This window comes from Vibrio sp. 1CM7H, assembly GCF_023161645.1.
Taxonomy (GTDB): domain Bacteria; phylum Pseudomonadota; class Gammaproteobacteria; order Enterobacterales; family Vibrionaceae; genus Vibrio; species Vibrio diabolicus.
The window spans coordinates 28,797-52,305 of sequence record NZ_JALNTV010000013.1 but is presented as its reverse complement, the minus strand read 5'-3'; the positions used below and the strand labels follow the sequence as shown (position 1 = coordinate 52,305).

General features: G+C 44.8%; 24 protein-coding genes and 1 rRNA gene. 4 read left to right on the top strand and 21 right to left on the bottom strand.

Annotated features, from left to right (window positions below):
- From MSG33_RS22335 to dusA, 8 genes are all read right to left on the bottom strand, one after another.
- Positions 1–75: ribosomal RNA gene (locus MSG33_RS22335) — 16S ribosomal RNA — on the bottom strand; the annotation flags it as partial.
- A 577-nt stretch (positions 76–652) separates the two neighbouring features.
- The gene (locus tag MSG33_RS22330; RefSeq protein ID WP_139059615.1) at positions 653–1,432 is read right to left on the bottom strand and encodes a phosphoadenylyl-sulfate reductase; all 780 of its coding nucleotides are present in this window, start codon (positions 1,430–1,432) and stop codon (positions 653–655) included.
- Positions 1,425–3,161, bottom strand: a complete 1,737-nt coding sequence (gene cysI / locus MSG33_RS22325; RefSeq protein ID WP_053807695.1) for an assimilatory sulfite reductase (NADPH) hemoprotein subunit — start codon at positions 3,159–3,161, stop codon at positions 1,425–1,427. Before cysI ends, MSG33_RS22330 begins: the two co-directional genes overlap by 8 nt.
- Positions 3,161–5,032, bottom strand: coding sequence for an assimilatory sulfite reductase (NADPH) flavoprotein subunit (locus MSG33_RS22320; protein WP_248382157.1), 1,872 nt, complete (start codon positions 5,030–5,032; stop codon positions 3,161–3,163). The genes cysI and MSG33_RS22320 overlap by 1 nt, the downstream gene beginning before the upstream one ends.
- A 117-nt stretch (positions 5,033–5,149) precedes the next feature.
- Entirely contained in the window at positions 5,150–5,380 is a 231-nt protein-coding gene (locus tag MSG33_RS22315; RefSeq protein WP_248382159.1) for a hypothetical protein, read from the bottom strand.
- 156 nt (positions 5,381–5,536) lie between these two features.
- Positions 5,537–6,196, bottom strand: coding sequence for a TIGR04219 family outer membrane beta-barrel protein (locus MSG33_RS22310; RefSeq protein ID WP_104971004.1), 660 nt, complete (start codon positions 6,194–6,196; stop codon positions 5,537–5,539).
- Between the two features lie 98 nt (positions 6,197–6,294).
- Entirely contained in the window at positions 6,295–6,510 is a 216-nt protein-coding gene (pspG, locus tag MSG33_RS22305) for an envelope stress response protein PspG (protein WP_005398086.1), read from the bottom strand.
- Positions 6,511–6,673: 163 nt separating this feature from the next.
- Entirely contained in the window at positions 6,674–7,654 is a 981-nt protein-coding gene (gene dusA / locus MSG33_RS22300) for a tRNA dihydrouridine(20/20a) synthase DusA (RefSeq protein WP_046874642.1), read from the bottom strand.
- Between the two features lie 321 nt (positions 7,655–7,975).
- Here dusA and zur point away from each other — a divergent pair, with 321 nt between their 5' ends.
- Together zur and MSG33_RS22290 are read left to right on the top strand one after the other, a co-directional pair.
- Positions 7,976–8,440: a zinc uptake transcriptional repressor Zur gene (gene zur, locus MSG33_RS22295; RefSeq protein ID WP_005381268.1), complete on the top strand. Its 465-nt coding sequence runs from the start codon at positions 7,976–7,978 to the stop codon at positions 8,438–8,440.
- Between the two features lie 9 nt (positions 8,441–8,449).
- Positions 8,450–8,911 (top strand): chemotaxis protein CheX, encoded by a 462-nt coding sequence (locus tag MSG33_RS22290; RefSeq protein ID WP_005381269.1) that lies wholly within the window; start codon positions 8,450–8,452, stop codon positions 8,909–8,911.
- A gap of 105 nt (positions 8,912–9,016) precedes the next feature.
- Here the strand turns inward: MSG33_RS22290 and pgi are convergent, their stop codons facing one another.
- Positions 9,017–10,669 (bottom strand): glucose-6-phosphate isomerase, encoded by a 1,653-nt coding sequence (gene pgi, locus MSG33_RS22285; protein ID WP_139059620.1) that lies wholly within the window; start codon positions 10,667–10,669, stop codon positions 9,017–9,019.
- Between the two features lie 306 nt (positions 10,670–10,975).
- Between pgi and MSG33_RS22280 the strand changes: the two genes are divergently transcribed.
- Positions 10,976–11,395 carry a secondary thiamine-phosphate synthase enzyme YjbQ gene (locus MSG33_RS22280; protein WP_248382155.1) on the top strand — a complete coding sequence of 140 codons (420 nt, stop codon included), beginning with the start codon at positions 10,976–10,978 and terminating at the stop codon, positions 11,393–11,395.
- Positions 11,396–11,433: 38 nt separating this feature from the next.
- On the opposite strand, the gene alr is transcribed toward MSG33_RS22280, so the two are convergent.
- A complete protein-coding gene (gene alr, locus MSG33_RS22275) occupies positions 11,434–12,510 on the bottom strand; it encodes an alanine racemase (RefSeq protein ID WP_041853013.1) in 1,077 nt (358 codons plus the stop codon).
- Between the two features lie 13 nt (positions 12,511–12,523).
- The gene (locus MSG33_RS22270) at positions 12,524–13,924 is read right to left on the bottom strand and encodes a replicative DNA helicase (RefSeq protein WP_005395704.1); all 1,401 of its coding nucleotides are present in this window, start codon (positions 13,922–13,924) and stop codon (positions 12,524–12,526) included.
- 221 nt (positions 13,925–14,145) lie between these two features.
- Here MSG33_RS22270 and MSG33_RS22265 point away from each other — a divergent pair, with 221 nt between their 5' ends.
- Positions 14,146–14,910 carry a DUF481 domain-containing protein gene (locus MSG33_RS22265; protein ID WP_006743223.1) on the top strand — a complete coding sequence of 255 codons (765 nt, stop codon included), beginning with the start codon at positions 14,146–14,148 and terminating at the stop codon, positions 14,908–14,910.
- A 79-nt stretch (positions 14,911–14,989) separates the two neighbouring features.
- Here the strand turns inward: MSG33_RS22265 and rplI are convergent, their stop codons facing one another.
- The 10 genes from rplI to MSG33_RS22215 form a co-directional block, all read right to left on the bottom strand.
- Positions 14,990–15,442 carry a 50S ribosomal protein L9 gene (rplI, locus tag MSG33_RS22260; RefSeq protein WP_005381278.1) on the bottom strand — a complete coding sequence of 151 codons (453 nt, stop codon included), beginning with the start codon at positions 15,440–15,442 and terminating at the stop codon, positions 14,990–14,992.
- Positions 15,443–15,475: 33 nt separating this feature from the next.
- The gene (gene rpsR / locus MSG33_RS22255; protein WP_000090472.1) at positions 15,476–15,703 is read right to left on the bottom strand and encodes a 30S ribosomal protein S18; all 228 of its coding nucleotides are present in this window, start codon (positions 15,701–15,703) and stop codon (positions 15,476–15,478) included.
- A gap of 16 nt (positions 15,704–15,719) precedes the next feature.
- The gene (priB, locus tag MSG33_RS22250; RefSeq protein ID WP_005381298.1) at positions 15,720–16,022 is read right to left on the bottom strand and encodes a primosomal replication protein N; all 303 of its coding nucleotides are present in this window, start codon (positions 16,020–16,022) and stop codon (positions 15,720–15,722) included.
- 8 nt (positions 16,023–16,030) lie between these two features.
- Positions 16,031–16,420 (bottom strand): 30S ribosomal protein S6, encoded by a 390-nt coding sequence (gene rpsF / locus MSG33_RS22245; protein ID WP_005381299.1) that lies wholly within the window; start codon positions 16,418–16,420, stop codon positions 16,031–16,033.
- 242 nt (positions 16,421–16,662) lie between these two features.
- Entirely contained in the window at positions 16,663–17,334 is a 672-nt protein-coding gene (gene rpe / locus MSG33_RS22240) for a ribulose-phosphate 3-epimerase (RefSeq protein ID WP_005395709.1), read from the bottom strand.
- A gap of 92 nt (positions 17,335–17,426) precedes the next feature.
- Complete coding sequence (locus tag MSG33_RS22235; protein ID WP_047009939.1) at positions 17,427–18,266, bottom strand: Dam family site-specific DNA-(adenine-N6)-methyltransferase; 840 nt, start codon at positions 18,264–18,266, stop codon at positions 17,427–17,429.
- A gap of 69 nt (positions 18,267–18,335) precedes the next feature.
- Positions 18,336–19,850 carry an AAA family ATPase gene (locus MSG33_RS22230; RefSeq protein ID WP_124008948.1) on the bottom strand — a complete coding sequence of 505 codons (1,515 nt, stop codon included), beginning with the start codon at positions 19,848–19,850 and terminating at the stop codon, positions 18,336–18,338.
- A gap of 52 nt (positions 19,851–19,902) precedes the next feature.
- Positions 19,903–21,003 (bottom strand): 3-dehydroquinate synthase, encoded by a 1,101-nt coding sequence (gene aroB / locus MSG33_RS22225; protein WP_248382153.1) that lies wholly within the window; start codon positions 21,001–21,003, stop codon positions 19,903–19,905.
- 32 nt (positions 21,004–21,035) lie between these two features.
- On the bottom strand, positions 21,036–21,554 hold the full coding sequence (aroK, locus tag MSG33_RS22220) for a shikimate kinase AroK (RefSeq protein ID WP_005381319.1): 519 nt from the start codon (positions 21,552–21,554) through the stop codon (positions 21,036–21,038).
- Positions 21,555–21,741: 187 nt separating this feature from the next.
- A complete protein-coding gene (locus tag MSG33_RS22215; RefSeq protein ID WP_248382151.1) occupies positions 21,742–23,487 on the bottom strand; it encodes a type IV pilus secretin PilQ family protein in 1,746 nt (581 codons plus the stop codon).
- Between the last annotated feature and the right edge of the window lie 22 nt (positions 23,488–23,509).

Below are 23,509 nucleotides of genomic sequence, written 5' to 3'. Positions count from 1 at the left end.
TCGTTTCCGCTCGACTTGCATGTGTTAGGCCTGCCGCCAGCGTTCAATCTGAGCCATGATCAAACTCTTCAATTTAAGATTTTGTTCGGCTCAATGAATACTGAACATTACATAAAGTAATGTTTGAATTGACTGTGCTGAATCCGAAGATTCAATGGTCACTTCGTATCATTGAAACCTAAATTGTTTCCGAAGAAACTATTTGGATTATCATCAACGAGTGCCCACACAGATTGATAGGTCTATATTGTTAAAGAGCAACTCTTCTTTGTGATTGACATCACTTCGGAAGAGGCGGCCATTCTAGCGAGATAATTTATTGTGTCAAACACTTTTTTTAAATTATTTCGTTTTTCTTTTCAGCCTTATCAACTTCGCTTAAACCCTTGTGAGCCCTTGCCCTGTCGACGAGGAGGCATTATAGAGATCGCGCTCACATTGGCAAGCGTTATTTTTCAAAAATTGCAAAAATAATGGTTAAGCGATGAGTTTTCGATCAAAGCTTTATTTATTCAACTTTACCCCAAGAACTCGCACAACTTATCCACAGAGTTATTCTATAAAGCGTGTTTTTCAGGTGCTATAAATAAAGAAAGCTGCTTTATTGCAGCTTTCTTTATTTACTCTAAACTCGATTTAAAGGTCACTATGGTTATATGCCGGACCCATCTTGTTCTGAACCATCATCTTCATGTAAACCACACTCTCGTTTTAAACCAAAGAATCGAGTTTCTTCCTCTGACATTCCCGGCTCCCATTTACGAGTGGTATGAGTATCACCAACTGAAAGGTAACCTTCATCCCACAATGGGTGGTATTTAAGGCCGTGTTGTTCTAAGTAGTAATGAACGTCTTTATTAGTCCAGTCAATTACTGGCAAAAACTTAAACACACCGTTCTGAATTGATAGTATCGGTAAACCTGCTCGTGATTTACTTTGCTCTCGACGTAGTCCAGAGAACCACGTTCCAACATTAAGCTCTTTTAGCGCTCGACGCATTGGCTCCACTTTATTGAGCTTGTTGTATTTTTCAATTCCCTCTACACCCTGCTCCCATAACTTTCCATATCGAGCCTCTTGCCAATTCGCACTTTCTTTCGCTCGATAAACTTTTAAGTTTAGGTTGAGAGCATCTGTCAGCTCATCAATGAATTGATAGGTTTCAGCAAACAGGTATCCTGTATCGGTTAGAATGACGGGGATATCCGCTTTGACTTGAGTCACTAAATGAAGCATAACCGCGGCTTGAATACCAAAACTAGAAGAAACCGCAAACTCGCCTTCTAGATTATCTAAAGCCCACGCTACTCTCTCTTGTGCTGAAAGCTTTTCGAGTTCGACATTAATTTGAGCAAGACGGAGGATTTGCTCCGTCTTTGTTAATGTCAGTAACTCTGTAAGCTCCAGCCTGGATGCTACAGAATCAAGCATGAAAGTCCCTCTTTGATACGAGCACTTCTTGGATAATGCCTGCACGAATAGTGAAATCGCCGAAGGCTTCGCCTTCTTCACGCTCTTTCGACCATCGAGCCACCAGCAGATCAATCTCTTCTAAGATTTGCTTATCCGTGATGTTCTCTTTGTACATTTTTGGTACTCGAGTACCAGCACGGTTACCACCTAAATGTAGGTTGTAACGACCTGGCGCTTTACCCACTAAACCAATTTCAGCCAACATGGCGCGACCACAACCGTTTGGACACCCAGTTACACGCAAAATGATGTTGTCATTTTCTGGTAGGTTGTGCTTTTCCAAAATCCCCTCCACATCAGTAACAAACTGAGGAAGGAAACGCTCTGCCTCTGCCATCGCTAGCGGACACGTTGGAAAGGCAACACACGCCATTGAGTTTTTGCGCTGCTCACTGATATTGTCATCCATCAAGCCATGTTCACGAGCGATCTTTTCGATCTTCGCTTTTTCGCTTTTAGGTACCCCCGCAACAATTAAGTTCTGGTTGGCAGTCATACGGAAATCGCCTTTATGGATTTTGGCAATTTCAGCAACACCCGTTTTAAGTGGTTTACCTGGGAAGTCCAGCAGACGACCATTTTCGATGAAAAGTGCTAAGTGATGTTTACCATCAATTCCTTCTACCCAACCAATACGGTCACCACGCTCAGTAAACTCGTACGGGCGGCTTGCTTCAAACTGAATGCCTGCTCGCTTTTCGACTTCGGCTTTAAAGACATCAGTACCTACACGGTCAAGTGTGTATTTGGTTTTGGCATTCTTACGGTTTGAGCGATTACCCCAATCACGCTGAGTGGTAACCACCGCCGCTGCAACATCAAGCGTTTTCTCTAATGGGATGAAACCTAAGTCGTCAGCGCGGCGCGGATAAGTTGACGTATCACCATGTGTCATCGCTAGACCGCCGCCGACCAGGACGTTAAAACCAACCAGCTTGCCGTTATCTGCAATCGCTACGAAGTTGAGATCGTTAGCGTGTACATCTACGTCATTTTGCGGTGGGATAACCACTGTGGTTTTAAACTTACGCGGTAAATAGTTTTTACCCAGAATAGGTTCATCTTCTTCAGTGCTTTCTACTTTCTCACCGTCCAGCCAAATCTCAGCGTAAGCACGTGTTTTTGGAAGCAGGTGTTCACTGATCTTCTTCGCCCATTCATAAGCTTCTTGATGAAGTTCTGATTCGACCGGGTTAGTGGTACACAACACGTTTCGGTTTACATCACCCGCGGTTGCAATCGAATCAATGCCAATACTGTTGAGCGTTTGATGCATCAACTTAATATTCGGTTTCAATACTCCATGAAACTGGAACGTTTGGCGCGTCGTTAGACGAATACTTCCATATAAAGAGTGCTCCGTTGCGAACTTGTCGATCGCTAACCATTGCGTTGGCGTGATGATGCCTCCAGGCATGCGAGCACGAAGCATCACGTTATGCAATGGCTCTAGCTTTTGCTTTGTGCGTTCATTACGGATATCACGATCGTCTTGCTGATACATACCGTGGAAACGAATTAACTGGAAGTTGTCGGCAGTAAAGCCACCAGTAATACGGTCCTGTAAATCTTGCTCAATGGTGCCACGTAATAAGTTACTTTCTCGCTTCAGGCGCTCGTTATCAGATAGCGGCCCTAGCTCTTCGCCTAATACAATCTGCTTGTTATTTTCAGTAGAAAAAGTCATTAGTACACATCCCTCTGATAACGTTTCGCTTTACGTAGGTCATTAATAAATTGTTCTGCATCGTCACGCGGCATCTTGCCTTCTTGTTCAGCAACGATAACCAGTGCGTCGTGCACATCTTTTGCCATACGCGTTGCATCACCGCAGACATAGATATAAGCGCCTTCTTGGATCCACTGCCACACTTGAGCTGAGTTTTCTAAGATGCGATGTTGTACGTAAACCTTTTCTACTTGGTCACGACTAAAGGCAACATCCAATCGGCTTAGTACTCCTGACTTGAGGTACTTTTGCCATTCCACTTGGTACAAGAAGTCTTGAGTGAACGTGCGATCACCAAAGAACAACCAGTTTTTGCCTTCAGCATCACGGTTTTCACGTTCCTGAATAAAGCTACGGAATGGTGCGATCCCAGTGCCCGGACCAACCATGATAATTGGAGTGCTATCATCTTCCGGCAGTTTGAAGTTGTTGTTATGCTCAACGAATACTTTAACTTCATCTCCCTCTTCGAGACGCTGTGCTAAGAAGCTAGACGCACCACCATATCGTTTTTCGTCGTTTTGTTCGTACTCAACCAAAGCAACCGTTAGGTGTACTTCTTCATCGACCTCTTCTTGGCTTGATGCAATAGAGTAAAGGCGAGGAGTAAGACGACGAAGCAAACTAATCAACTCATCTGCGGTTAACTTGGTTTTCTTCTCTGCCAATACATCAACAATTTGAGTATTGGCAGAGTACTCGCGAAGTTTATCTTTATCGTCAACCAGCTTTTGTAGCTTCTTACTACCGGATAACTCGGCAAACTTTGTGATGAGCTGTGGGTTAGATGTTGTGATTTCATATTTACTCACGAGAGCACTATGGATTGACAAGCTTTCGCCATCAACATCAACGGTTTCAACCCCAGACAAACCGACCTTACCAAGAATGGCATTAGCAAGTTCTGAACTATTTTCAAACCACACACCTAGCGCATCACCAGGCTGATACGTTAACCCCGAACCTTCCAAGTCAATTTCTATATGACGAACATCCTTTCCAGAATCACGACCCGTGATTTTTTGACTGGTCAGTAACGTCGCTGTGTATGGGTTTTGTTTATTGTAAGGAGAGTGCGCAGTCGCCGCCTGACCCACAGGAAGTTGAACCACATCCGCTTCAGTGCCAGAAGAAAGCGTATCTTTTACCTTACCTAACGCATTCTTACGCCATTCAGCTGCTGGTGCTTCATAATCCACATCGCAATCAAGACGATCGATAAATGGGGTCGCGCCTAACTTTGATAGGTAAGCGTCGAAGTCTTTACCGGTTTGGCAGAAGAATTCGTAGCTCGAGTCACCCAGAGCAATAACGCCATATTGAAGGTTTGACAGCTTAGGAGCTTTCTTAGATTGCAAAAACTCGTGTAGCTCTATAGCGTTATCTGGTGCTTCGCCTTCGCCATTCGTCGATGCCACAATAATGACATGTGTTTCTTTGGCTAAGTTTTTACCTTTGTAATCACTTGCATCAAAAAGTTCGACAGCAATTCCTTCTGCTTTTGCTTCCTGTTCTAGAGCTTCAGCAACGCCTTTAGCGTTGCCAGTTTGGGAAGCAAAAATAATACTCAACTTACCTGCAGGCTTCGCTGATACGGCTGCCGTCGCTTGTGCAATTGGCGTTACCGCTGTATTTGGTTGATTTTGAGCTAATCCCCAAAAATACCCACTGACCCAAGCAAGTTGCTGTGAAGACAACTCAGAGACAGTTTGTTGGAGTGAGCTAATTTGTTGGTCATTCAGAGGGCTTGCGATTGGAGGATTTCCTCCTTGCCCATTATTATCTTCAGACACATTCTTGTGAGAATACTCATTCTTTTGAAAAGACATTATCACGACATCCCTATTCATTGCGTGACGATAGAGTACCCACTCTCCTTAATAACAAGAAAGAATAGAAGTGAATGTTTTATAACTTTTTGGAAGTAAGAACGGCTTACTTTTTGCTCATCGATCTTCAATGCGGACTTGTTGAAAGCCTACTGCCATTGCCGATTTTGACGCTGCATCCAAATCTTCATAAAGACATTCTTCACCATGACAGTCCGTCAGAAAAACAAAACCACCGCGCGCATGTCTGAACTCCACAACCCAGCCACCCTCTTGGATTGCAGGTTCAATAATCGCTTCGACAAGCTGGTTTTCACGGAATAGATGTCTTAGTTCGTTTATTGTCATCGCTATCCCTGCTTTAACTTTCACATTGCTCCTAGGTAAGCATGGTCTAAGTCAGCAAAATAGGCAGAAAATTCGATTGGATATAATGAAGTGATATAAAAAAACGCCGCTTATAAAGCGACGTTTTAAAAAATCGAGTATCTAATCTGGCTGCATTTAGAATGCGTATTCTGCACTCACAAAAAAGCCGTTAGCAAAAATAAACTCTTTCCCTAGATCCGACATGAATTTCTCGGACTCCAAATCAATCACGCGGTAACCACCACGAAAAGCCAGTTGAGCTTTTTCGAGCGGTACATGGTATTGAACACCGGCCATGAAATCAGTGCTTTTGATACCTTTGTTGTCACCAAAGTTTATCTCACCAATCACATCAAAATTTGTGTCCGGAACTTGAATCTCTGCGTAACCGTACCAAGCCCAAATCAGCTCATCAAACTCTTCTATACGCTTGTTTGAGCCAGCATCAATGTATTTAGTGTCACTTAAATTACTGAATGTAACACCCGCATCAAAATGCAATAAATCATGCTCCAGAACTTGGTAGTACATGGTGAAATCGAGCTTATCGAACCCCATGTAATCCGCATCAACACTTGAGTAACGAAGGCGCGCATTAGGAACGTATTTCACATCATGCTCAATCGCCGCGTAAAATGCGCCTGTTGTGCTGCTATCTCGTCTTACTTCATTTACTTTAGTGTCAGCAGCCCAGATCTCTGCGCCGACTTTCGTCGATACAGAATATTCTGCAAAAACAGGAAAAGATACTGCCAACGATAATGCTGTTAAAGCGATGGTCGCTTTATTTGTCATGTAGTGTGTACTCCGAGATAGCTGATGTTCACGTTGAAGACGTGAGAAGAAATATACCATACTCTCACGTCTCTCTATCAACTAAATCATGTCACTCATTATTTATAGCGGGGCTGGGCAACGTAATTCTTGAAGAACCAAACACCCAATGCAATCACGATTAACCATGGCAATAGTTTGAGTACCGCTCCGACCATTCCCAGTAAAAACATCACAACTAACGCGATACCGGTTGCTGCGAATACGGTCATCATTGTGATACCGGTAACCAATAGGGTCGCCGCAAAGACTAAAATAAAGATTAGCTCCAACATAATCACTTCTCCATTTGTTTTTAATAAACAGAGCAGTTTCCATACCAACTTACCAAGATAAAGATAACACAATGATTTTTATTCAAAAATAAAGCCAGAGGCATTTCTGCACTCTGGCTTACTTGTTCTTTAGTTGGTAATTTTAGCCAACCACTGGTGAATTTTACACATTCAATTCTTTTGGAATCTTCGCTAACGCGTCTTGCAGCACTTCTAGACCAGAACCTGGTTTGTGCGCATTTTCACTGATATGACGACGCCATTGACGAGCACCGGGCATGCTTTGGAATAAACCTAACATGTGGCGGGTAATATGACCAAGGTACGCACCTTTCGCTAATTGCGCTTCAATGTATGGATACATCTCTTCAACAATTTCGCTGCGTTTCTTCACTGGAGCATTAGAGCCAAACAACTCTTGGTCTACCGATGCCAGTAAATATGGGCTTTGGTATGCTTCACGACCAATCATCACACCGTCAAGATGCTGAAGATGTGCTTTTGCTTCTTCTAATGATTTCACGCCACCGTTAATCGCAATCGTTAGGTGTGAGAAGTCTTGCTTCAATTGGTAAGCGCGTGGGTAATCCAATGGTGGGATCTCGCGGTTTTCTTTTGGGCTAAGGCCACTTAACCAAGCTTTACGCGCGTGGATAGTAAACTGCTCACAGCCCCCCTTTTCTGAGACAATAGAAACAAAATCCGTTAGGAACTCGTAAGAATCTTGATCATCAATACCAATACGAGTCTTGACTGTCACAGGAATATCAACCACGTCCTTCATTGCAGCGACACAATCCGCAACCAACTGCGGTTCCGCCATTAGGCAAGCACCAAAGCGACCGTTTTGTACACGGTCAGACGGGCAACCCACATTGAGGTTAACCTCATCGTAGCCACGCTCTTGAGCCAGTTTGGCACACTTTGCCAAGTCTTCTGGGTTTGAACCACCCAACTGAAGGGCCAACGGATGCTCTTCTTCGTTGTAAGCGAGGAAATCTCCTTTTCCATGAATGATCGCACCTGTCGTCACCATTTCAGTGTACAGCAGGGTTTCTTTGGTCATTAAGCGATGGAAGTAGCGACAATGACGATCGGTCCAGTCGAGCATTGGTGCTACGGAGAGCCTGCAAGAATGAGTCATGATATAAACACCCGTTTTTATGTTGCCAAGGTCGAGCGCAGCAGTACGCTCAAAAAATAAGTCGGGTATTGTATACCCAAGCACCTCTAGGTGCTAGTTTCAGCGAGAATGATTTGGTTGACTGGCTAGCCAAATGCTTAAGAATATGCAGCAGTAATACGAATTCGTCACTCGTTGATTCATTCTGTGATGACTATTCCGACTTCACACCACCACCGACTTGCTTTAATTCATGATTTTCGTTCTGATAGTGGGTAAAATGAAGCATTTCTAAACGAACTTCGTATAGAAATGATTTATCATAGAGCACGTCCGATAGTTATGGTGAAAGGTTTGAACCCAACAATCATTGAACAAATTGAAAGTATCTGCGCAGAGCGTGGAGTACGATTGACTCCGCAACGCCGACGCGTATTTGAACTCATTTGTTCTAATCGCCGCGCCTCAAGTGCGTATGAGCTATTGGAGCAACTAAAAGAGAGTGAGCCTCAGGCTAAGCCTCCCACTGTTTATCGAGCATTAGATTTTCTCCTAGAGCAAGGCTTCATCCACCGAGTGGAATCGACAAATAGCTTTATTACTTGTTGTTCTTTCAATACTCAGCAGCACTTTTTCCAATTACTAATTTGCGATAAATGTGGTGATGTCGTTGAACTCGAAGATGAGACGCTGATATCCTTGTTAGCCGAAAACGCCGAGAAGCATGGATTCAAACTGACCAACCAAGTTATTGAAACTCATGGTGAATGCCAGGCCTGTTCCTCCGAGACGAAAGAAAAAGTATAGAAGAACGTTATGCGCGCTGAATTTGTAAACCCGTTTTTAGCTTCTTTAATGAACGTGCTAAAAACCATGGCTTCTCTTGAGCTGAAGCCACAAAAACCGCGAATCAAAAAAGATGAGATCGCACGAGGTGACGTTTCTGGTCTGATTGGCATGGTAGGTCCACAAACTCGTGGTTCAATGTCGATTACCTTTGATGAAGCGCTAGCTCTAGAAATCATGCAGAATATGCTTGGTGAGCGTCCAAATGGACTCAATGAAGAGGTCACCGATATGGTGGGTGAGATCACCAACATGGTTACTGGTGGTGCGAAACGCATTCTGGCGGAAAGTGGTTTTGATTTTGATATGGCAACACCGGTAGTGGTTTCTGGCCGAGGCCATACGATTCGCCACAAGTGTGAGGGCTCAATCATCATCATGCCTTTCTCTTCCCAATGGGGAAATGCCTTTATCGAAATTTGCTTCGAATAAAAGAGAAAAAATAGGTTGGCACTGGCCAACCTATTTTGTTTTTGCCTCAGGCAATAAAAAAGGTCAGCATTTGCTGACCTTTTCTTTATCTATTCAAACCAAACATTAAGCTTTGAACGCTTTAAATGCGTTGATTAGACCATTTGTTGAGCTGTCATGCGAGCCGATTTGAGACTCGTCTGCAAGCTCAGGTAGGATTTGGTTAGCCAGTTGTTTACCTAGCTCCACGCCCCATTGGTCAAAGCTGAAGATGTTCCAGATAACACCTTGTACGAAGATTTTGTGTTCGTACATTGCGATCAAGTTACCTAGCGTACGAGGCGTGATTTGCTTCACTAGGATAGAGTTTGTTGGACGGTTACCTTCAAACACTTTGAATGGCGCAATCGCTGCCACTTCTTCAGCGTTCTTACCTGCTTTCACCAACTCTTCTTTCACGGTTTCTTCACTCTTACCAAACGCTAGTGCTTCAGTTTGCGCAAAGAAGTTGGACATCAGTTTTTGGTGATGATCGCTAGCTGGGTTGTGGCTGATTGCAGGTGCAATGAAGTCACATGGGATCAGCTTAGTGCCTTGGTGAATCAGTTGGTAGAACGCGTGCTGACCGTTGGTACCTGGTTCACCCCAAATAATAGGGCCCGTTTGGTAAGTCACAGCATTGCCTTCACGGTCAACGTATTTACCGTTTGATTCCATGTTACCTTGCTGGAAGTACGCCGCGAAACGGTGCATGTACTGATCGTAAGGTAAGATAGCTTCTGATTCCGCACCGTGGAAGTTGTTGTACCAAATACCGATCAGAGCAAGGATCACAGGGATGTTGCTTTCTAGGTCCGTTGATACGAAATGTTTGTCCATCTCGTGAGCACCTTCAAGCAGCTCAACGAAGTTGTCGTAACCTACCGCTAATGCGATTGATAGACCGATTGCAGACCATAGTGAGTAACGGCCACCAACCCAGTCCCAGAATTCGAACATGTTCGCGGTATCAATACCGAACTCAGACACGGCTGTCGCGTTCGTTGAAAGCGCAGCAAAGTGCTTAGCCACGTGCGCTTGATCACCCGCAGACTCTAGGAACCAATCACGAGCAGTGTGCGCGTTAGTCATGGTTTCTTGCGTTGTGAACGTCTTAGACGCGATCAAGAATAGCGTCGTTTCTGGGTTAACTTTCTTCAACGTTTCAACGATGTGAGTACCATCAACGTTAGATACGAAGTGAAGGTTTAGATGATTTTTGTATGGTGCTAGAGCTTCCGTCACCATGTAAGGACCAAGGTCAGAACCACCGATACCGATGTTCACGATATCTGTAATTGCTTTACCTGTGTAACCTTTCCACTCACCGCCGATAACGCGTTCAGTGAATGATTTCATTTTTTCTAGAACCGCGTTCACTGCTGGCATTACGTCTTCGCCGTCTACCATTACTGGTGTATTCGCGCGGTTACGTAGTGCAGTGTGAAGAACAGCGCGACCTTCTGTTTGGTTGATCGCTTCACCACTGAACATCGCTTCAATTGCAGATTTCAGCTCAGTCTCGTTCGCAAGAGCGAACAGGTGCTTCAGAGTTTCCTCATTGATGAGGTTCTTTGAGTAATCGACTAGGATGTCTGAGCCGAAACGTGCAGAGTATTTGTCGAAACGCGCTGCGTCTTGAGCAAATAACTCTTTAAGATCCATATCTTGTGCAGATTCGAAATGCGCAGTTAGCGCTTTCCAAGCTTGTGTTTGCGTTGGATTGATATTTTTCAACATGGTCTTTATCCCGATGTTACAGTAGGTTCCATTCCTTACAGTCTAGCGAAAACTGTGGAATCCCCGATTTAGCAAATAGAATATTAATTAGATGTTTGGGCGAATTGCCGCAAAACAAGTCTTTGTAATTTTTTTTCAGGTGCCAATTATGACTGAGAGTATTTACACTCACATTGAGTTAGGTCACGTTCCCTGCCCTGAAAATGAACAATTCATTTACGATGACAAGAATCATATCACTTACTAATGACAGGCTCTAATTGGAATAGGATAGACGCCAATTTATAAATTTCCAAAGGAACACGTATGTGGGCACAAAAAACACTGCAATTAAAAGCGAGAAGCCGCGGTTTTCACCTAATAACTGATGAAATTGAACAACAATTACCACAAATAAACGAGCTTTCAGTAGGTTTATTACACCTATTTATTCAGCATACCTCCGCCAGTTTGACCTTAAATGAGAATGCTGATCCAACCGTGCGTATGGACATGGAAGCGCATTTCAACAAGTTTGTACCAGAGCGTGCTCCTTATTATCAGCACACCTATGAAGGTGATGACGACATGCCAGCACACATTAAAGCATCCCTACTTAGCAGTAGTGTGACGATACCAATCCAAAATGGTCGATTAGCTTTAGGAACATGGCAGGGCATTTACTTGGGTGAGCACCGAGACTTTGGCGGCGGCCGCCGCGTTATTGCTACGATTAACGGTGAGTAGATAAAACAAAGGCTAACCTTAGGTTAGCCTTTCGCTGTTTATTTTGAGTACTCCATCTCGACGCGAGGCGTTAGCTTAGTCACGAGTTCATACGCAATGGTACCAATGTGACCCGCCACTTCTTCTACTGGGAGCTCTTTCCCCCAAAGAATCGCTTCGTCGCTGACTTTATCCGTTGCATCTGGTCCCAAATCGACCGTCAGCATATCCATAGAAACTCGACCTGCGATAGGTACTTTACGACCATTTACCCAAACCGGAGTGCCGTTCGGGGCACTTCTTGGGTAACCGTCGCCATACCCTACTGCGATGACACCGACTTTTGTATCTCGCTTACTGGTCCACATACCGCCGTAGCCAACACTTTCGCCCTTCTTAACTTCACGTACCGCAATAAGATGGGATTTAAGTGTCATCACGGGTTGATACCCCAGATCTTGTGCGGTCTTGTCATCAAATGGCGATACACCATACATGATGATGCCCGGACGAACCCAATCCAAATGGCTTTGAGGCCATGCCAACAACCCCGCAGATGCAGCAAGTGAACGCTCCCCCTGACAACCAGAGGTCAACGACTTAAACAGCTCAATCTGTTGGGGAGTGATATGGCTATCCAGCTCATCTGCACAGCCAAAGTGACTCATGTAACGTAACGGCTTGGCTACGTTTGGACACTCTTTCAACCGCGTGACAAACTCATCATATTGCTCAGGGCGAACGCCAAGACGGTGCATCCCACTGTCAATCTTAAGCCACACGACAACCGGAGTTTCAAGGTCGGCTTGCTCCAAAGCGATAAGCTGCTCTTCACAATGCACCACGGTTTGGATGTTGTTCGTCACAAGAACAGGTAAGTCACCTGGAGAGTAAAAACCTTCTAGCAATAGAATTGGCTTTACTACTCCACAAGCGCGCAGTTGCAACGCTTCTTCAATGCGAGCTACGCCAAAGGCATCCGCATGGTTGGCATGTTTTGCAACGTGACGTAATCCGTGACCATAGCCATTGGCCTTCACTACAGCCATCACTTTACTTTGGGGCGCTTGCGCTTTCACGCGCTGTAAGTTGTGCTGCAACGCAGACAAATCAATGCACGCCTTGGCCGCTTTCATATAGCTCATGGGGTTACTCATCATCAATATCGAATGCAGGACCCGCGTAGTTGTCAAAGCGCGAGTGTTGACCTTGAAAGGTGAGACGCACAGAGCCGATAGGGCCGTTACGTTGCTTACCAATGATGATTTCTGCCGTGCCTTTGTATGGGCTATCTGGGTGATACACCTCGTCACGGTAGATGAACATGATCAAGTCGGCATCCTGCTCGATAGAGCCCGACTCACGCAAGTCCGAGTTTACTGGGCGTTTATCTGAACGTTGCTCTAGGGAACGGTTAAGCTGAGACAGCGCCACGACGGGCACATTCAGCTCTTTTGCCAGCGCTTTCAGAGAGCGCGATATCTCCGCAATTTCCAGCGTACGGTTATCAGAGAGTGCAGGCACGCGCATAAGCTGAAGGTAGTCGACCATGATCATCGACAGACCGCCATGTTCACGTGCGATACGGCGAGCGCGTGAACGCACTTCGGTCGGAGTTAGACCGGAGCTGTCATCAATGTACATGTTTTTCTTCTGCATCAAGATACCCATAGTAGAAGAAATACGCGCCCAGTCTTCGTCATCCAACTGACCCGTACGGATCTTGGTTTGGTCAACGCGAGACAAAGAGGCCAACATACGCATCATCAACTGCTCGGCTGGCATCTCTAGCGAGAAAATAAGCACAGGCTTCTCTTGTTGCATGGCCGCATTTTCACACAAGTTCATCGCAAAGGTCGTTTTACCCATCGATGGACGCGCCGCGACAATCACCAAATCAGAACCTTGCAAACCTGCGGTTTTCTTATTGAGGTCAGTGAAACCTGTGTCGACACCCGTTACACCATCTTGCGGCGTTTTATATAACAACTCGATACGTTCTAACGTCTTTTCGAGGATGTTATCGACATTTTGTGGCCCTTCGTTTTCACTGGTTCGTGACTCAGCGATGGCGAAAACTTTACTCTCCGCCATATCAATCAGATCTTCCGAACTTCGACCTTGAGGATCGTAACCCGCATCCGCAATCTCATTCGCGACACCGATCAAACCACGGACGATCGCACGCTCGGCAACAATATCAGCGTACGCGTTAATGTTAGCGGCACTTGGCGTATTTTTCGCCAAATCTGCAAGGTAAGCAAAACCGCCCACATCTTCTAATTGCTCGTGACGCTCCAGGTATTCCGATAAAGTAATAAGATCGAGAGGCTTGCCCGCTTCAAGAATGGTTTTTACACCTTCAAAAATCAGGCGATGCGGACGACTATAGAAATCACTGCTTACAACACGTTCGGCAACGGTGTCCCAACGTTCATTGTCCAGTAAGAGACCACCAATTACTGATTGCTCGGCTTCTAGTGAGTGAGGTGGCACTTTGATTGCGTCGACCTGACTGTCTGAAGGTTTGCGATTTCTGTTTTCCGCCATGACTTTGCTCGATAACTACTATTGACCCACGATTATAACCTTAACCTAACTGAGATGCTTCCCCGAAGCGACAATTACTTGTTAAGAAATCAACATGCGAACCGCACAAGTAATAGTCTGGTTCTTCCGCCCAGCTCTAATAAAAATTAACCTACCATTGACCCAACAAAATATCTGTATCAGTATCATGCCCCTCCTTTTTAATTACGTTCGAGGTTGATGTGTCCCGATACTGGTTACTTAGCTTTAGCCTACTATGCGCTAGTGCATCGTATGCTGACGAATCAGTACAGCCAGAGCAAAATATTGATGTGCCCGACCCATTAAAAACCGAGGTGGAGTTCGGCTATCAAGCTCACACAGGTAACACGGACTCTCGTTCCCTGAATGCTCGTTTGAGTGCTGAATATACGTCAGGTCGACACCGTTCTAATGGTGAATGGAAGTACTACAACTTGTACAAAGACGGTGAAGAAGACAAACGCTCATCCACCTACGCCCTACAGAGTGACTACAAGTTAGGTCCTAAAACGTATTTGTATGGCAGCTTTAAAGGGGTGGATTCTCGTTACAGTGCCTATTTTAAAGACTACACCCTATCAGGCGGTTTGGGTTACCAGTTTTCCTACACTGAAAACTTCATTTTAGAGGTAGAAGTCGGTCCTGGTTTTCGTTATCAAGAACCAAATTTAGATGAGATAGATGATGACGACATTGTCTTTCCCGATATCGTTCGAGAAGGCATTTTTCGAGGGAATATCAATACGACTTGGCACGCATTAGATAATCTGAGTTTCGCGGCTGATATTACGTTGGTAACAGGTAAAAGTAACACTCGGGCCGATAGTGAACTCAGCGTGACCAATGATATTACTGAAGATATTGCACTGAAGCTGGCACACTCTCGTCAGTATCACGATAAAGTGCCTGAAGGCTTAAGCAAAGCGGATAGCGTTTTTTCCGTTAATTTACTCTTCGCTTTTTAACCCGTTTTTTCTCCCAGTTTTAGAAATAAAAAAAGCACCTCCGAAGAGGTGCTTTTTAGTATTTCGTCTTGATACTGAATTACTCAGCAGCAACAACTTGTAGGTTCACAGTTGCGAAAACTTCAGAGTGAAGTTGAACGCTGATCTCGAACTCACCAGTTGTACGTAGAGCACCTTCAGGAAGGCGAACTTCGCTCTTAGCAACTTCAACGCCTGCAGCTGTGATAGCGTCAGCGATGTCACGAGTACCGATAGAACCGAATAGTTTGCCTTCGTCACCAGCTTTAGAAGCGATAACTACAGCTTCTAGAGCGTTAACTTTCTCTGCGCGAGCTTCTGCAGCAGCTAGTTGCTCAGCAACTTTAGCTTCTAGTTCAGCACGACGAGCTTCAAACATTTCAACGTTAGCTTTAGTTGCCATAACTGCTTTACCTTGTGGGATAAGGAAGTTACGAGCGTAGCCAGATTTAACGTTTGCAGTATCGCCAAGACCACCTAGGTTACCAATTTTATCAAGTAGAATAACTTGCATTGCTTAATCCTCTTTCTTAATAAAATGAACCGATTACTGATGCTTGTCAGTGTACGGTAGTAGAGCTAGGTAGCGTGAACGCTTGATAGCACGTGCTAGTTGACGCTGGTACTTAGCGCTTGTACCAGTGATACGGCTAGGTACGATTTTACCAGCTTCAGTGATGTAGTTTTTAAGAGTTGCTACGTCTTTGTAATCAATCTCTTGTACGCCTTCTGCAGTGAAACGGCAGAATTTACGACGACGGAAGAAACGAGCCATGGGCTATCTCCTGATCTTAAATTTGAGTAATGTTGTCGGCGTGTAACACTAATTTTCCCACGCCATTTCGGCCGGTTTGATAAGTGACAAAACCACTTACCTTAATGTTACTGCCTTGAACTAAATTCTGAGTTAGTGCTTGTGACCCAAGCCCGCTGACGACTACCGGCATACGACAATAAACTTGTCGAGGTAAGTCAGCTTCGATAATAGTAGAGCGATGCTCCAGCCAAAACCGACAGTGTTCAATGCCACCAGGGCTTTTACTACGAATGGGCGGTTTGGCAATAGTGCCGCTCAGCTCCATTCGATTGGCCATAAGAAAACTTACTCAGCAGCTTCTGACTTAGCTTCAGGCTTAGCTTCAGAACGCTCTTCACGACGTGGAGCACGCTCTTCTTTTTGCTTAAGCATGATAGATTGCTCAGTGATCGCTGCTTTAGTACGCATGATCATGTTACGTAGAACTGCATCGTTGAAACGGAAAGCAGTTTCTAGCTCATCAATTACAGCTTGGTCAGCTTCAACGTTCATAAGAACGTAGTGAGCTTTGTGAAGCTTGTTGATTGGGTAAGCCAGTTGACGACGGCCCCAGTCTTCTAGACGGTGGATTTTACCGCCAGCTTCAGTGATTGAACCAGTGTAACGCTCGATCATGCCAGCAACTTGCTCGCTTTGATCTGGGTGCACCATGAATACGATTTCGTAATGACGCATTGGTTGCTCCTTACGGATTATTCAGCTTCCACAAATGGCTCAGTCGTCCAGAGGAAGCAAGGAACTAAAGATAATTGACTGAGTTTAAGGAGCACGAATAGTACAGAAAGGGCGCAAAATAGGCAAGTGATTATTTGCTCAACGCAGGGGATATTTTATTTCATCCAACGTTAGAAATAACAAAGGCTACCAATAAAGTGACAGCCTTTAAAATCAGGGTATTATCGCGCGTATATCGGGGCTTATTTTACTTCAGCCAGCTCCGTGCGCATTTGGTCGATCACTTGTTTGTAATCTGGCTGACCGAAAATTGCCGAGCCTGCAACGAACATGTCTGCGCCCGCTTCTGCGATTTCACGAATGTTGTCAACCTTCACACCGCCATCAATTTCTAAACGGATATCTCGACCAGACTCATCGATCATCTTACGAACTGCACGCAGTTTATCTAGCGTGTGAGGAATGAATGATTGACCACCAAAGCCAGGGTTAACCGACATCAGTAGAATCATGTCGACTTTGTCCATGATGAACTCAAGGCTCGCAAGTGGCGTTGCTGGGTTTAGTACCACACCAGCCTGACAGCCGTGCTCTTTAATTAACTGCAGTGTACGGTCTACATGATCAGAAGCTTCCACATGGAATGTAATCATCGACGCACCCGCTTTTGCGAAATCAGGAATAATGCGGTCAACCGGCTTCACCATTAGGTGAACATCGATTGGTGCGGTGATGCCGTAATCGCGTAGTGCTTTACACACAGGTGCACCAAAAGTCAGGTTTGGTACATAGTGGTTATCCATAACGTCGAAATGCACCACATCCGCACCCGCTGCGAGTACTTTCTCGACATCTTCACCGAGACGAGCAAAATCTGCCGATAAAATGGATGGAGCAATAAGAAAATCTTTCATACCTGACCTCAGTAGTAATGAGCAAACAATCTGCGCGCAATTCTACCGAAGCCAGTGGGGAGATCCACTATTTAGATTTAATAGTGTGAGAACTAAGAGCTTGGTTTATCCATCTCAGGGGCATGAAAAAGCGCAAGCAGCTCATCGACTTTATTACGACCACTGCCATTGCGGCTAATGGTGCGCTTTACTTTTACTACATTGAGATCTGCACCGTGATACAACCGACGCGTCAACGTAGTGTCGTGGTTAGAAATCAGAACCGGAATACCACGCTCAGTCGCCGTTCTTTCAGCAATGTCGGCTAATGCAGCCTGGTCATCCAACGTGAAACCATTACCTGCGTATGAGGTGAAATTTGCCGTGTTTGAAAGCGGTGCATAAGGAGGATCGCAATACACCACACTCCCCTTACGTGCTCGGCGAAAAGTTTCTGGATAACCTTCACAAACGAACGTGGCTTTCTTGGCTTTTTCGGCAAAAAACTCCAATTCCGCCTCTGGGAAGTAAGGCTTTTTATATGAACCGAACGGAACGTTAAAACCGCCTTTTTTGTTGTAACGGCATAGACCATTAAAACCAAAGCGGTTCATGTACAAAAACGCTAAAGAACGGTACATCACGTCATCGGTTTTATTAAACTCAGCGCGAATGTGTAAGTAAGCTTCTTTACGGTTGTTCTCAGCGACAAACCAACGCTTCGCTTCAGAGATATACTCTTCAGGGCGTTCTTTCAGTAGGTTGTACAGATTGATCAGATCTGGATTTATATCTGCCAGTAGGTAATGGTCATAGTCGGTATTCAGAAAAACTGAGCCCGCGCCAACAAAAGGTTCAACTAGCTTTCGAGCCGGCGGTAAATGACGTTGGATGTCTTCAACCAGTCCGTATTTTCCTCCTGCCCATTTAAGAAAGGCTCGTTGCTTTTTCATCTACTGCTCTATCTATCGACCAAAAATTAAGGCTGCGGAATGTAACATATTTTTCAGCGAAGCTCAGGTTTATTTCACGCGATCAATTTCGCGATGAACCTGACGGAGTGATTTTGCCCAAGGACTCACCGACTTAACCGAATCAGGCAAGCTTGCAACGGCATCGCGAGCCATTTGAATTGTCGGATAATCTTGGTATGTGATGATATACCACTCGGTGTCATTGCGAACGGTAGGATAAATTCGTACTTGATTATTCAGCTGATGCTCATCGAGGAAGGCTTGTACATCCTCCATTGACGTCATAGCAGCAAGCTGCAGTGTATAGGCTCTTGGTGATAGTGCTTTTAATTCTTCGCGAGCAAATGAAAACTTAACCACAGGCTGCTTCGCACCGTCTTCTCCTGACTGAGCAGAAGTTTGCGTCATACCTTGATTTGGTTTTACGACTTTAATCAAAGGAGAGTCAGTTTCATCAGCAGTTTCTGCTTTATCAGTACCTACGATATCATCAATCGCTTTTGTGTCTGCTGAATCAGCTTTACCTTCAAGCAATGCATCGACCACATTCGACTCAATCACCACTCTCTGTTGATTGTCATCACTGCCAACGCTCGCCACTTCTTCCGTTACTGCTGGCGGTAATGAATCAGAATCATCAATCGCGCCAGAGCCATCAAGGCCACTGCTAGTGTCATCAGTCACAGATTGTAGTGAAGACTGCGCTGCACTGATTCCTGACTCTTCAAAAGTTGGAATAGCCGTTTGCTCTAAACTACCAGCAATTTGCTGCGCTTTATCATCAGGGCTTGGTTGATTATACATCCACCAATAGCCACCAGCAGCAAGCAACAGTAATGCTAATACCACTAACGCAATATTCAGCGGTGAACCGACAATCGAGCGGATAATGATCCTTTTTTCCACTTTCATCTCTCCTAACGCCATGATGTCACCCGGTACTGGGTCAACTTTTTTAAATGCATCTCGAACCCGCTTCTCCGCCTCATCATCAACATAGCGCGCAACAAGTGATTCAAAGAAACGACGGGCTTCCACTTCGGACAACATATCAATATCAAGCTCAACAGGCTTTATCTCTTGTCCGTAACTGAGACGTGACAGCAATCCTTCTAAGCGCCCAGACTGCGTAAATAATAAGACATTGATGGTCCAATTCGGCTTATGATGCGCCTCTAAAACCAGCATCCAAAGCTCAGAAACGAGCGTCTCACTTAATAAATGCGCATCATCAACCACAATCGCGATATCACAAGGCTCATCACCCAATAGTCTTTCGAGGCTATCAAGTAAAGGTTCTTGCTGATTAAACAATGCGTCCGAAACCAGTTGACTCAAAATAAGGATGCGGCGCTGCACATCATCTTGATTAGAATGACAAAGTAACAAACATTGATTCTTGTTACTGGCACCCACTTCAAGGTATCGCTGCGCTAACCAAGATTTTCCATAACCATCATGACCATTAATCGCAATGAAATTGGAACCAAAATTAGTCAGCAATCCCAACCTATCAAGCAACTCGATTTGAGAATCTAGTTCCAGAACGTGAGCAACACTCATCTAATAACCTTAATACACTACAAGAATGACGCCCAAAGGCGCCATTACAAGGTTAAATATCGCGACCGAAGTCTATCGCCTGTTTGAGTACGTCTTGTGTCGTATCAGCAATGACCTCGGCACTGCCAATGCCTGTAGGCAAAACCAATCGTAATTGACCAGAGAGGACTTTTTTATCTCGCATCATATGTTTGAGGAAGTCATCGAAGCTCATACTTTCTGGAGTCTGAACAGGCAGTTTGGCACGACTCAAAATCGCAACAATACGCTCAAATTGCTCTGCTGAGATAAGACCGCGCAGATGCGAAGTTTTGGCCGCCATAACCGTGCCAGCAGAAACCGCTTCACCATGCAGCCAATTGCCGTAGCCAAGCTCAGCTTCAATCGCATGACCAAAGGTGTGACCTAAGTTGAGCAGAGCGCGGATGCCCGATTCTTTCTCATCCAGAGCCACCACTTCCGCTTTTATTTCACAGCAACGTGCAATGGCATAAGTTAGCGCTTCTTCATCCAACGCGTACATGCGTTCAAGGTTTTCTTCCAACCATACAAAAAAGTCTGCATCGTAAATGATGCCGTACTTAATGACTTCTGCGATACCTGCTGCGAATTCACGCTCAGGCAACGTCGATAAACAGTTGGTATCGATGATCACGGCTTTAGGTTGGTAAAACGCACCTATCATGTTCTTACCCAACGGATGGTTAACCGCGGTTTTTCCACCCACCGAAGAATCCACTTGAGATAGTAATGTCGTTGGTATTTGAATAAAGTCGACCCCACGCTGGTAACAGGCAGAAGCAAAACCCACAAGGTCGCCAATAACGCCACCACCTAACGCGATGATCACAACATCACGAGCGTAATTCCCCTCGAGGAGGAAGTTCATCACTTGGTTAAACACATCCAAGTTTTTGTACTGTTCGCCGTCAGGCAATTCTAACAAGGATGCACTACAACCGAGCTGCTCGAGTTGCTTTAAAATTTTGTCAGCATACAAAGGCGCCACTGTGACATTACTGATCACAACAACTTTTTGTTTTGCATTTTTGTTTGAGAGAACTTGAGAGAGGTACGCCGGGTCCTCAAATAACCCGGCGCCAATAGAGATTGGGTAGCTACGCTCAGCTAGGTTGACCGTAATCCGTTCCATCGGTTTGCTCCAATTAAAAAAAAGATAAAAACTTATCTCTCTTCTAGCATTTTTACGATCTGGTTGGCTACCACTTTTGCACTCTGATCGTCAGTGCGAACAGTGTAATCCGCTACTTCTTCATACAGAGGATTACGTTCTTCAGCTAATTGCTCCAATACTTCGCGAGGGTTGTCCGTTTGAAGTAGAGGACGCTTCTTGTCACGGTTTGTGCGCGCAAGTTGCTTTTCAATCGTCGTTTCTAAGTAAACAACAACACCACGTGCCGAAAGACGATTACGGTTTTCTTTGCTCTTAACAGAGCCACCGCCAGTCGCAAGCACGATGCCTTGCTCTTGTGTTAGGTCTTCAAGTACCGCTTCTTCACGCTTGCGGAAGCCTTCTTCACCTTCTACATCAAAAACCCAAGAGATGTCTGCACCAGTGCGTTCTTCGATCACTGTATCGGAGTCAACAAACTCCATATGCAGTTGCTGTGCTAGATGTCTACCAATTGTACTTTTGCCGGCGCCCATTGGGCCAACAAGGAAAATATTACGTTTCTCAGCCATGTTTAGCAGTAATTTACAACATTGATTCAATAAGATCGCCACAAGAAAACACAGCTAAATCGCTGTTCTACAAGGCTTGTGGCACCAGTTCCTCACAGATAATTCGTGATAAGACCCGAAATTATCCAAGCATGGTGCCACTATTGCAACTTTATTTTTGATTTAATCAGTTTTTCACGAGGTAGAACTACTGAATCACCACCTTAGGGGTGACGAAAATTAACAGCTCACTTTTGCCAACATTTTCATAACTTCGACGGAAAAGCGCACCTAATAGTGGTAGATCGCCTAACAAAGGCACTTTGTCCACCGAGTTAGTAATGCTGTGCTGGAAAATACCACCAAGAACGACGGTTTCACCGTTATTTACTAACACTTGCGTCCCGATACGTTGAGTATCAATCGCAACGGCTTCACCAGTACCTGTTTTCACGACTTGTCCAGGTCTATCTTGCGTAACGCTTAAGTCCAACACAAGGCGGTTATCCGGTGTAATTTGTGGCGTCACCTTCAAACTCAATACTGCTTTTTTGAACGTTACCGTCGTAGCACCACTTGATGAGGACTCTAAATAAGGTATCTCGGTACCCTGCTCAATATAGGCAGGCTTCTTATTGGTAGTGATCAAACGTGGGCTTGAGATAATCTCAGCTTTGGACTCTTGTTGCAGCGCAGAAAGCTCGAGGTCTAACAAGGTGTCTGAGCCTAATTTTGCAACCTGAAAAGCAATGCTGGTCGCGTTTGGACTGGTTGCAGCTAAGTTTACGTTTAGGAAGTCATCGATACCTACTCCATCACCGTCACCACCGTCTTCTCCTTCACCACCGCTATATAAACCAATCGTGGCAAGGTTGTTTTCGATAGAGCCACCAACCGTGTTATTGCCATTAATAGAGGTAAAGCCCCAGCGAATTCCCAACTCGTCCATATTGCCTTCATTGATGGTCACAATACGCGCTTCAATTTGAACCTGCTTCACCGGGATATCCAAAGATTCAATAATTTCTCGAATCACTTCAATGTTTTCAGGTAACTCACGAATCAATAACGAGTTAGTCCGCTCATCAATGGTCATACTGCCTCGCTCAGACAACATACTGATGTTCCCCTCTCCGTTGATCATCTCTGCAATATCTGATGCTTTGGCGAAGTTTACCTTGATGATTTCAGACGAGAGCTCTCCCATCGTTTGTTCTAGCTGCTGCTTTTCGAGTTGCTGTTTTTCGCGCAGATCAAGCTCATCTGTTGGAGCAACCAGAATCACGTTGCCATCCACACGCTTATCTAACCCCTTAACTTGCAAAATAATATCCAACACTTGCTGCCACGGAACACCATCAAGACGAAGTGTGAGGTTACCTTCTACGGAGTCTGAGACAACCAAGTTGAACTGGTTGTAGTCAGCAATCAGCTGTAACACGTTACGTACAGGAATATCTTGGAAGTTAATTGAAATGAGCTTGCCTTCTTTTTCTAGAATGCTTTTATCCGGGGCTTTCTCATTGGGTTTGATCTTAGCCACTTTGATTTCCAAGAATCGCCCCGTTAAACGGTAATCATGCGTATATTCTTCATTAATGTGCGCAACCAAGCGCGTAGTTGAGGTATCGCGAAACACCTCTACGCTTTCAACCACAGTCGAGAAATCTTTTACGTCTAGGAGATACAGTTGCTCGTCTTTTACCGAAGTATTAAGCAAATCGATACTTAACCCTTCCTGTACGCGTTTGACATCAACAATCGCGGCAGGTGACGCCAGTTCAACGACAATAACGGCGTCTTTATCTTTATTAGTGCGAAAATCGATACTCTTTAAGGCATTAGACGATACTTCTTCTGCTGCCACTAAAGGGGCTAAAAATACAAACAACCATAAGGAGAAGAGCCCAGTTAGTATCCTTGGTGTACGTGTTAATCCTTGTCTCATTTTCATTACTCAATATCAAAAATAAATG